This is a genomic window from Bradyrhizobium sp. RP6, assembly GCF_003837805.1.
Taxonomy (GTDB): domain Bacteria; phylum Pseudomonadota; class Alphaproteobacteria; order Rhizobiales; family Xanthobacteraceae; genus Bradyrhizobium.
Window position 1 is genome coordinate 143,402 of sequence record NZ_RQIT01000011.1, and the last position, 10,115, is coordinate 153,516.

The 10,115-nt window shown below is 64.1% G+C and carries 11 protein-coding genes; 7 read left to right on the forward strand and 4 right to left on the reverse strand.

The features are described from left to right. Window positions 1-181: 181 nt before the first annotated feature. Window positions 182-1,600, forward strand: coding sequence for a M20 family metallopeptidase (locus EHH60_RS20975; protein WP_124161338.1), 1,419 nt, complete (start codon window positions 182-184; stop codon window positions 1,598-1,600). Here the strand turns inward: EHH60_RS20975 and EHH60_RS20980 are convergent. Next, window positions 1,564-1,746: a hypothetical protein gene (locus EHH60_RS20980; protein WP_124161339.1), complete on the reverse strand. Its 183-nt coding sequence runs from the start codon at window positions 1,744-1,746 to the stop codon at window positions 1,564-1,566. The genes EHH60_RS20975 and EHH60_RS20980 overlap by 37 nt on opposite strands. Window positions 1,747-1,862: 116 nt before the next feature. Here EHH60_RS20980 and EHH60_RS20985 point away from each other — a divergent pair, with 116 nt between their 5' ends. Genes EHH60_RS20985 through EHH60_RS21005 form a run of 5 tightly spaced genes read left to right on the forward strand, consistent with a single transcriptional unit; the run spans window position 1,863 to window position 7,485 of the window. Continuing rightward, window positions 1,863-3,653: a peptide ABC transporter substrate-binding protein gene (locus tag EHH60_RS20985; protein ID WP_124161340.1), complete on the forward strand. Its 1,791-nt coding sequence runs from the start codon at window positions 1,863-1,865 to the stop codon at window positions 3,651-3,653. A gap of 29 nt (window positions 3,654-3,682) precedes the next feature. After that, a complete protein-coding gene (locus EHH60_RS20990; protein ID WP_124161341.1) occupies window positions 3,683-4,642 on the forward strand; it encodes an ABC transporter permease in 960 nt (319 codons plus the stop codon). Further along, window positions 4,608-5,525 carry an ABC transporter permease gene (locus EHH60_RS20995; protein WP_124161342.1) on the forward strand — a complete coding sequence of 306 codons (918 nt, stop codon included), beginning with the start codon at window positions 4,608-4,610 and terminating at the stop codon, window positions 5,523-5,525. Before EHH60_RS20990 ends, EHH60_RS20995 begins: the two co-directional genes overlap by 35 nt. After that, window positions 5,525-6,520: an ABC transporter ATP-binding protein gene (locus EHH60_RS21000; RefSeq protein WP_124161343.1), complete on the forward strand. Its 996-nt coding sequence runs from the start codon at window positions 5,525-5,527 to the stop codon at window positions 6,518-6,520. The genes EHH60_RS20995 and EHH60_RS21000 overlap by 1 nt, the downstream gene beginning before the upstream one ends. Beyond that, window positions 6,517-7,485 carry an ABC transporter ATP-binding protein gene (locus EHH60_RS21005; protein ID WP_124161344.1) on the forward strand — a complete coding sequence of 323 codons (969 nt, stop codon included), beginning with the start codon at window positions 6,517-6,519 and terminating at the stop codon, window positions 7,483-7,485. Before EHH60_RS21000 ends, EHH60_RS21005 begins: the two co-directional genes overlap by 4 nt. A 127-nt stretch (window positions 7,486-7,612) precedes the next feature. Here EHH60_RS21005 and EHH60_RS38095 read toward each other — a convergent pair whose 3' ends face one another. Continuing rightward, complete coding sequence (locus tag EHH60_RS38095) at window positions 7,613-7,855, reverse strand: HAD-IA family hydrolase (RefSeq protein WP_245454546.1); 243 nt, start codon at window positions 7,853-7,855, stop codon at window positions 7,613-7,615. Between the two features lie 379 nt (window positions 7,856-8,234). After that, the gene (locus EHH60_RS21015) at window positions 8,235-8,456 is read right to left on the reverse strand and encodes a dodecin (RefSeq protein WP_124161345.1); all 222 of its coding nucleotides are present in this window, start codon (window positions 8,454-8,456) and stop codon (window positions 8,235-8,237) included. 146 nt (window positions 8,457-8,602) lie between these two features. Here EHH60_RS21015 and EHH60_RS21020 point away from each other — a divergent pair, with 146 nt between their 5' ends. Next, window positions 8,603-9,484 (forward strand): DMT family transporter, encoded by an 882-nt coding sequence (locus EHH60_RS21020; RefSeq protein WP_124161346.1) that lies wholly within the window; start codon window positions 8,603-8,605, stop codon window positions 9,482-9,484. A gap of 17 nt (window positions 9,485-9,501) precedes the next feature. Here the strand turns inward: EHH60_RS21020 and EHH60_RS21025 are convergent, their stop codons facing one another. Further along, on the reverse strand, window positions 9,502-10,059 hold the full coding sequence (locus EHH60_RS21025) for an HNH endonuclease (RefSeq protein WP_061880676.1): 558 nt from the start codon (window positions 10,057-10,059) through the stop codon (window positions 9,502-9,504). Window positions 10,060-10,115: the final 56 nt, after the last annotated feature.

Sequence of the window (10,115 nt, forward strand, 5' to 3'; positions counted from 1 at the left end):
CAACTATTCCGGAGAACGCCGCGTGAAATCTTCGAAAGGCATGAAACATACCTCGTGCTCGGGGCGTCGGTGCGATCCGGCACCGGCCGCATGGCTGCTGTCCGACGGGATGCTAGGTGCCGCATAGCGAAGCTGCTAACCATTGCCGCTTCGTTTGACCTTGGGATCACGGGCGACAGGCATGGACAACCGCAGCGACATCTGGCGTGGCATCGATACGATCAAGGCACGCTTCATCGACCTCAGCGACAGGGTCTGGGGCATGCCTGAGGTCTGCTACACCGAGGCCCGGTCCGCCGCCGAGCATCTCGCCGAGCTGCGCCATCAGGGATTCCGGATCGCCGAGAACGTCGCCGGCATTCCGACCGCGGTAATGGGCGAGTGGGGCGAGGGCGGTCCGGTCATCGCTTTCATGGGTGAATACGACGCGCTGCCGGGCCTCAGCCAGGAGGCGGGTGTTGCCGAGCATCGCCCGATCGAGGCCGGCGGCCATGGCCATGGCTGCGGTCACAATCTGCTTGGTTCCGCCGCGCTGCTCGCCGCGACTGCGGTGAAGGACTGGCTGGCCGAGAACAAGGTGCCCGGCCGCGTGCGCTATTACGGCTGCCCTGCCGAAGAAGGCGGCGCGGCCAAGGCCTTCATGGTGCGCTCCGGCGCGTTCGAGGACGCCGACATCGCCATCACCTGGCATCCGCACAGCTTCTGGGAAGTCGCGGTGACGCCGTCGCTCGCCAACACACGTGCGGATTTCATCTTCACCGGCCGTACCTCGCATGCGGCCGCCTCGCCGCATCTCGGCCGCTCGGCGCTCGACGCGGTGGAATTGATGAATGTCGGTGTGAACTACATGCGCGAGCACATGCCGAGCGATGCGCGCGTGCACTACGCTTTGCTCGATACCGGCGGCATTGCGCCGAACGTGGTGCAGGCGCATGCGCGGGTGCGCTATTCGATCCGCGCTCGCGATCTTCCCGGCATGAACGAGCTGGTTGGGCGCGTGTCCAAGATCGCGCAGGGCGCCGCGTTGATGACCGAGACCAAAGTCGAAATGAAGATCATCTCCGCGGTCTCCAACATCCTGCCGAACACGCCACTAGAGCAGGCGCTGCACCGGGTCATGGAAGAGCTCGGGCCGCCGCATTTCGACGATGCGGACAAGGGTTTTGCCAGCCAGATCCGCGCGACGCTCAGCGATAAGGACATCGCGTCCGTCTATTACGCGATCGGCATGGAGCCGACCGATCGGCCGCTGGCCGACTTCCTGGTGCCGCTCGACGCCAAGCGCAACCCGTTGGTCGGCTCGACCGACGTCGGCGACGTCAGCTGGGTGGTGCCGACCGTGCAGGTTCACGCACCCACGGTTGCGATCGGCACGCCGTTCCACACCTGGCAGGTGGTGGCGCAGGGCAAGAGCCCGCATGCCCACAAGGCCATGGTGCAGGCGGCCAAGGCGATGGCCGGCCTCGGCATCAAGGCGCTGACGGAACCGGAGCTGATCAAGGCCGCCAAGGCGGACCTTCAAAGGCGGACGGCCAAGACACCCTATGTCTGTCCGCTGCCGGATCACGTCGCGCCGCCGCTCGACATGTCCGTTGCATAGAACTTCGCCTCGATACTTCGTTTGATCCGGCGAACAAATTTTCCGCAGTGCAGCGTGCAATCCAGCATGTTTTGATGCTGGATTGCCGAACGGATGGGCTGCGGAACGCGATTTTGCCCAACGGACAGCCAGAAGACCGTTTGCATACACACGGTCCCAGTTGACGTGCACCCCATTCGGTGTGCCATCTACCGCCAGCCAAACCCGGCGGTCGCCTCCTGCGGCCGCCTGCATCCATGTCGGAACCAGACGGGGGACAACCATGCTGGATAAAGAACTGCGTTCGATGATCGGCCAGGTGAAGGACGGGCGGATGGACCGCCGCGCCTTCATCCAGCGCATGGCCGCCGTTGGCCTGACCGCACCGCTGGCCAACCAGATCCTCGCGCTCGGCGGCGTCGCCATGGCGGAAGGCGCGTCCACCTATAAACCGACCAAACGCGGCGGCGGCGGTGCGCTGAAGCTGTTGTGGTGGCAGGGGCCGACCTTGCTCAATCCGCATTTCGCAACCGGCACCAAGGACCAGGACGGCTCGCGCCTGTTCTACGAACCGCTCGCCTGCTGGGATCCGGACGGCAACATGAAGCTGGTGCTGGCGACCGAAATTCCCTCGATCCAGAACGGCCTGCTCGCCGCCGACGGCAAGTCGGTGACGTGGAGGTTGAAACCCGGCGTGAAATGGCATGATGGCAAGCCGTTCACGGCCGACGATGTCGTATTCACGTGGCAGTACATCAAGGATCCCGCCACTGCGGCCGTGACCATCGCAAGCTATCGCGACCTCACTGTCGAGAAGATCGACGATCTCACGGTCAAGATCAGTTTCCCGAAGCCGACCCCGTTCTGGGCGGACGCCTTTGTCGGAGCCCCGAACACGATTCTCCCCAAGCACCTGTTTGCCGACTACACGGGCAGCAAGTCGCGGGAAGCGCCGACCAACCTTTCTCCAGTCGGAACCGGTCCCTACAAATTCGTCGAGTTCAAGCCGGGCGATCTCATCCGCGGCGTGATCAATCCCGACTATCACATGGCCAACCGGCCCTATTTCGACACGATCGAGATGAAGGGCGGCGGTGATGCCGTTTCGGCTGCACGCGCCGTGATCCAGACCGGCGAGTATGATTTCGGCTGGAATATCCAGGTCGAGGACGACGTGCTGCTGCGCCTGGAAAAGGGCGGGAAGGGCAAGACGGTGTATGCCGTGGGCGGCGACACCGAATTCATCGCGCTCAATTTCACCGATCCGAACGTCGAGGTCGACGGCGAGCGTTCGTCGATGAAGACCAAGCATCCGCTGTTCTCGGATCCCGTCGTGCGCAAGGCGCTGTCCCTGCTGGTCGATCGCGAGTCCGTCAAGAAGGCGATCTACGGCCGCGCCGGCCGTACCACCTCCAACTTCCTCAACGGCCCCGAGAAGTTCGTGTCCAAGAACACGTCTTGGGAATTCAACATCGAGAAGGCCGCCAAGATGCTCGACGACGCCGGCTGGAAGCCCGGTCCCGACGGCATCCGCGAGAAGGACGGCAAGAAGCTGAAGATTCTCTACCAGACCTCGATCAACGGTCCGCGCCAGAAGACTCAGGCCATCGTCAAACAGGCCTGTCAGAAGGCCGGCATTGAGGTCGAGCTGAAGTCGGTCGTCGCCTCGGTCTTTTTCTCCTCCGACGTCGCCAATCCCGACACCTATCCCAAGTTCTACGCGGATATCGAGATGTTCCAGATCCCGCTGAGCCAGCCGGATCCGTCGCAGCACATGCGCCGCTACCTGTCCACCAGCGTCGCGACCAAGGAGAACAAGTGGCAGGGCACCAATTTCCCGCGCTGGGTCAACAAGGACTATGACGCGGCGATCAACGCTGCCGATATGGAGATGGATCCGGTCAAGCGCGCGGCGCTCTATATCAAGGCCAACGATCTGATGTGGCAAGACACGGTGTTCATCCCCGTGATGCATCGTCTCAAGGTGGAGGCGGCCGCGAACAATTTGCGTCCGGTGATCTCGGGCTGGGCCAACGAAACCGACAATCTGTTCGACTGGTACCGCGAGGAATGATCCCCCAGCGCTAGACGGGGCCTTCCCTCATGAGTCAATACGTCCTGCGTCGCCTCCTGATCGCGATTCCGAGCCTGCTCGGAATTTCGGTCGTGCTGTTCGTCGTGCTCGCGCTCGCCCCCGGCGATCCGTTCTCTGAGCTGGCGACGAATCCGAACGTACCGCCCGAAGTGCAGGCCGCGCTTCGGGCCAAGTTCGGCCTCGACGATCCTATTTACCTCCGCTACCTGCACTGGCTCAACGCCATGCTGCACGGCGATTGGGGCTTCTCCTTCGTCAGCCGGATGGACGTCGACAAGCTGATCCTCCAGCGCCTGCCGGCCACGCTCTATGTGATCGGCTCGGCGCAGATCCTGGCGCTCCTGATCGCGATCCCCGTCGGCGTCTATGCCGCGACGAGGCCGTATTCGCTGTTCGACCAGATCGCGAACACGCTCGCCTTCGTCGGTTTCTCGCTGCCCACCTTCTTCACCGGCATTCTGTTCATCCTGATCTTCTCGGTCACGCTGGACTGGCTCCCATTCGTCTACACCACCGACATCAAGGCGACCGGCATTCACTGGGTGCTCGAGATGATCCGTCAGGCGATCATGCCGGTGGCGGTGCTCGGCCTGTTCCAGGCGGCGTCGATGACGCGCTTCGTGCGTTCGGCGATGCTCGACGTCATCAGGCTCGACTACGTTACCACGGCGCGTGCGAAGGGACTTGGTCAGGCCACGGTCATAGTCAAGCACGTGATGCGCAACGCCATGATCCCGGTCGTGACGCTGATTGCGTTGCAAATGCCCGCGGTGTTCGGCGGCGCCATCGTCACCGAGCAGATCTTCCGCATCCCCGGCATCGGCTCGCTGCTGATCTCGTCCATCCTTTCCAACGACACGCCGGTGGTGATGGCCGTCACCTTCGTCTTCGCGTGCCTTGTGGTCCTGTTCAATCTCATCGCGGACGTCCTGTATGGCTGGCTTGACCCTCGCATCTCCTTCCGCTGAGCGGCGCGTCTACTCGCCCTGGCGCGAGACGTGGCGGCGTTATAGCCGCCACAAGCTTGCCGTGGTCAGCGCGTTTCTGCTCCTGGTTCTGGTCCTGGCAGTGGTATTCGGTCCGTTCGTCTGGCGGGTCAGGATCGACGAGATCGACATCGTCGCAGGCATGCAGGGGCCGTCGCTGGCCCATCCGTTCGGCACCGACGATCTCGGGCAGGACATCCTCGCCCGCATGATCTATGGCGGACGCATCTCGCTTGCGGTCGGCCTTGCCGCGATGCTGGTCTCGGTCGTTATCGGTGTGCTGATCGGCGCGCTCGCCGGCATGTCGCGCGGTGCGCTCGGGCACGGTCTGATGTGGCTCACCGATCTGTTCTTGTCGCTGCCGCAACTGCCGCTGCTGCTGCTGCTCATTTATCTCTTCCGCGACGGGCTGAAGGTCGCGTTCGGCCCCGAAGGCGGCATCTTCATCCTGATCGTGCTCGTGATCGGGGGACTGCGCTGGATGCCGGTCGCCCGCCTCGTGCGCGCGCAATTCCTGTCGATCCGCGAAAAAGAGTTCGTCGAAGCGGCGCGCGCGCTCGGCGCGAGCCCGGTGCGGCAGGTAGTGCGCCACATCCTGCCCAATGCGCTCGGCCCGGTCATCATCGCCGGCACCATCGATGTCGCCGCTGCCATCATCGCGGAATCGACGCTGTCGTTCCTCGGCCTCGGCTTCCCGCCTGATACCCCGACCTGGGGACGGCTGTTGTACGATGCCAAGGACTTCCTCGACATCGGCCCGCACTGGGCGCTGTTTCCGGGCGGCGCGATCTTCATCGCGGTGGTCGCCATCAACTTCATCGGCGACGGCCTGCGTGACGCGCTCGATGCGCGGCGGGTGATCTGATGGCGCCGCTGCTCGAGATCAAGGGCCTGAAGACCCATTTCTCCACCGACGACGGCATCCTGCAGGCCGTCGATGGCGTCGATATCTCCATCAACCGGGGCGAGACGCTCTGCGTCGTCGGCGAATCCGGCTGCGGCAAGACCGTTACGGCGATGTCGATCCTGAAGCTGATCGCGATGCCGCCGGGCCGTATCGCTGCGGGGCAGATCATCTTCGAGGGCCGCGATCTCGTGCCGCTGACGAGCAATCAGCTCGACGAGATCCGGGCCAAGGAGATCGGCTTCATTTTCCAGGAGCCGATGACCTCGCTCAATCCGGTGCTTACCATCGGCGAGCAGATTGCCGAGAGCTTGCGCCGCCACGAGGCGGTGACGAGGAAGCAGGCGCTGGAACGCACCATCGAGATGCTGAAGCTGGTGCAGATCCCCAATGCCGAAGGCCGCGTGCACAATTATCCGCATCAGTTCTCCGGCGGCATGCGCCAGCGCGTGATGATCGCGATGGCGCTCGCCTGCAAGCCGAAGCTGATCATCGCCGACGAGCCGACCACCGCGCTCGACGTCACCATCCAGGCGCAGATCCTCGACCTCTTGCAGGACATGAAGGAACGCTTCGGCATGGCGGTGATGTTGATCACCCATGCCATGGGGGTCGTCGCCGAGACGGCGCAGCGCGTCGTCGTGATGTATGCCGGCAAGGTGGTGGAGGAGGCTGCCGTCGACGAGCTCTTCGGCGATCCCCGCCATCCCTATACGCAAGGGTTGATCCGCTCGATCCCGCGCATCGACCTCGACAGCGAGCACAAGACGCGGCTAGAGGCGATCGGCGGCTCGGTACCAATCCTGATCAATCCGCCGGTCGGCTGCCGCTTTGCTCCGCGCTGCAAGTTCGCCATGAACGTCTGCAGCGAGAAGGAGCCGCTGCTTCGCGAGATCGCGCCTGGCCATCGCATGGCCTGTCACTTGGGAGATGCCAGTCTGGGAGGCGCGGCATGAGCGAACCGTTGCTGCGCGTCAGCGGCCTGAAGAAACACTTCCCTGTCCTTGGCGGACTGCTGTCGCGCCAGGTCGGCACCGTCTATGCGGTCGACGGCGTGTCGTTCTCGGTCAATCGCGGCGAGACGCTCGGTCTCGTCGGCGAATCCGGTTGCGGCAAGTCGACGACGGGACGCTGCGTGCTGCGCCTGATCGAGCCGACCGACGGCGAGGTCACCTTCGACGGCCAGGACGTGCGCAAGCTCGGCGGAAACGATCTGCGCGCGATGCGGCGGAACATGCAGCTGGTGTTCCAGGACCCGTTCGCCTCGCTCAATCCCCGCATGACGGTCGGCGCCATCCTCGGTGAGGCCTTGATCATCCATAACCTCGGATCGTCGGCCAAGGAGCGCGAGGAGCGCGTCGCCAGCCTGCTCGTGAAGGTCGGGCTCAAGGCCGAGCACATGCGCCGCTATCCGCACGAATTCTCGGGCGGCCAGCGCCAGCGCATCGTGATCGCGCGAGCGCTCGCGGTCGAGCCGAAGCTGATCGTCTGCGACGAGCCGGTGTCCGCGCTCGACGTGTCGATCCAGGCCCAGGTCATCAACCTCCTGGAAGACCTGCAGGCCGAGTTGAACCTGACCTATCTGTTCGTCGCGCACGACCTCTCGGTGGTCGAGCACATCTCCGATCGCGTCGCAGTGATGTATCTCGGCCGCATCGTCGAGCTGGCGAAGGCGAGCGACCTCTACCGCAACCCGCAGCATCCCTACACCAGGGCGCTGTTGTCGGCGGTGCCGGTCCCCGATCCCAAGCTCAAGCGCGAGCGCATCCGTCTCAAGGGCGACGTGCCGAGCCCGATGAAGCCGCCGTCGGGTTGTCACTTTCACACCCGCTGCCCGATCGCCCAGCCGCGCTGCGCGGAGAGTGCGCCGGCGCTGAAGGAGGGAGCGGCGGGGCATTTTGCGGCGTGTCACCTGGTGTGACGAAACGCGAAAACGCGGATTCAGTCGAGAGGCACGCCGTGCGCCGCCAGAGCTTGCCTGAAAGCCTCCGCGGACGTGTGGTGATGCGCGAACAGCCCCGCCTGTCGCGCGCCGCCAACGTTGGCCGCTAGACTAGGTCGTCGACGAACAGGACGGCTTCCGGCCTCACGTCGAGTTCCGACAGGCAGAGGCGATAGCAGTCCGGTTCCGGCTTGGCCCTCTTGAACTGGGCCGAGGCGTAGATTCGGGAGCCGAACAGCGGACGCAGCTCCGGCAGCAGCGTGTCGATGTGGTCGGCGATCAGCGTGGTGTTGTTGGTCAGGACGGCAACATTGACGGACTTGCGCAAGCTGCCGGCGATTTCCAGCATCGCGCGATCGGCCTGCAGTGAGGGGCGCCGTGCCTCCACCCACTCCGCGAGCGAGAGGGGATAGCCGATGCGTTCGCCAAAGCGTCGCAGATAGTCGGCGGCCTCGAGCGCGCCGGAATCGCCGAGCAGTTCGAATCCGCTGTCCAGATCGCCGCGTGGACGGCTTCGCTGGTCGCTCCCGCAATCTCTGCCAGGTAGGTGACGCGCCTTGCCCTGTCATAGGCGCAGAGGACATTGTCCATGTCGAACAGAACGAGCTTGATTGCGTCGGTCACGGCGGCACTCGCGGATTGGCCGGAGATCCGGCCGTTATCCGAGTCATATCCCGCCCGTGCACGCACGACAATTCGGGATCAGTGCAGGTCACCGCGCTCCGATGTTATTCTTCCAGCGTGAATCCGACACGCAAGGTCACCTGATAGTGCCGAACCGCGCCATTCTCGATGTGGCCGCGCGTCTGCACCACCTCGAACCATTTCATCTCGCGAATGGTCTTCGACGCGCGGCTGATCGCGTTCTTGATCGCGTCCTCGATCGAGGTCTCGGACGATCCGACCAGGTCCAGGATCTTGTAGACATGATCTTTCTCGGCTGCAGGCATGATGGCCTCCCTGGTTGCGCTGCGGCACGCGTCGACGCGTGTGCTCCCATTTGAACGAGCGCCAGGCGGTCCGGTTCCGTCCTGCGCGATGGCCGCATGCACCAGCCGAGGTCGAGCGGCCGGCGTCCGCCTGCTAAGCGCTATCCATGGTTTCCGCGCGGCACGACAGGACGATCGGCACTCTCTGCCTCGGTGTGACGGCGTTCGGCTGGGCGTTGAACTGGCCGCTGATAAAGCTGCTGCTCCAGCAATGGCCGCCCTTGTTCGCACGTGGCCTTGCCGGGATCTGCGCCTCGCTCATTCTCGGCGCTCTGGTGCTGGGCCGGAAGGAATCATTCGCCGTGCCGCGCGAGGCGGTCCCGCGGCTGCTGTTTGCGACCTTCACCAACGTCTTCGCCTGGATGGGTCTCGGCACGGTCGCGATGAAGTATGTGACCGTGAGCGAGGGCGCTCTGCTCGCCTATACAATGCCGATCTGGGCGATGCTGTTCGCCTGGCCGGTGCTGCACACGCGGCCGGCCGCAAGGGATATTTTCGGGCTCGTCCTTGGCATTGCCGGCGTCACGCTGCTTCTGAGCGGCAACGGCTTTGCGTTCGGCGCCGACAAGCTGCTCGGCATCGTGCTGGCGCTGCTCTGCGCCATCCTGTTCGCGCTCGGCAACGTGCTCAACCGCAAGCCGCTGCCGATGCCGCCGCTGGTCGTCGTCGCATGGCAGGTCGGTCTCGGCTGCGCCGCGATGCTGATCCTCGGCGTCCTGTTCGAGCGTCCTGATATCACTGCGATGACCCCGCTGGGGCTCGGCTGCTTCGTCTATATGACGCTGGTGCCGATGGGCATCTGCTACGTCACCTGGTTCGAGACGCTGCGCCGCCTGCCACCGACCACGGCCTCGACCGGCATGCTGATCGTTCCCGTGATCGGCATGATCTCCGCCGCCATCATCCTGGGCGAGCCGCTGGGCCTGCGTGAATGGATGGCGATGGCGCTCACGCTCGGCGGCGTGACACTTGCCTTGCAGCGGGGATAAGGCACGGAGGCTCGCCCCTACGGATCCAGCTCCGTATCCCAATACAGATAGTCGAGCCAGCTGTCGTGCAGGTAGTTCGGCGGGAAGAGACGGCCGTTGCGGTGCAACTGGTGCACGGTGGGCGCGAACGCGTTCTGGCGCGGAAACATCCTTGCCTGCGCCGGGGTGAGGTTGCCCTTGCGCAGGTTACACGGCGAGCACGCCGCGACCACGTTCTCCCAGGTGGTCTGGCCGCCTTTGCTGCGCGGAATGATGTGATCGAAGGTGAGGTCTTCGGGCGAGCCGCAATATTGGCAGGCGAAACGATCGCGCAGGAAGACGTTGAACCGGGTGAAGGCGGGGTGGGTGGTCGGCTTGACGAAGGATTTGAGCGAGACGACGCTCGGCAGCTGCATCTGCAGGGTGGGACTGTGGACCGCCTGATCGTAATGAGCGACGATATTGACGCGGTCGAGGAACACCGCCTTGATCGCGTCCTGCCACGACCACAACGACAGTGGGTAGTAACTCAGCGGCCGGAAGTCCGCATTCAGCACCAACACCGGCCAACTGCCTTGCGAGACATGTGCGTTCAAGTAACGCTCCCGGCCTCCAATATACGCTGCGAAGCAGCATGTACTGACATACTACA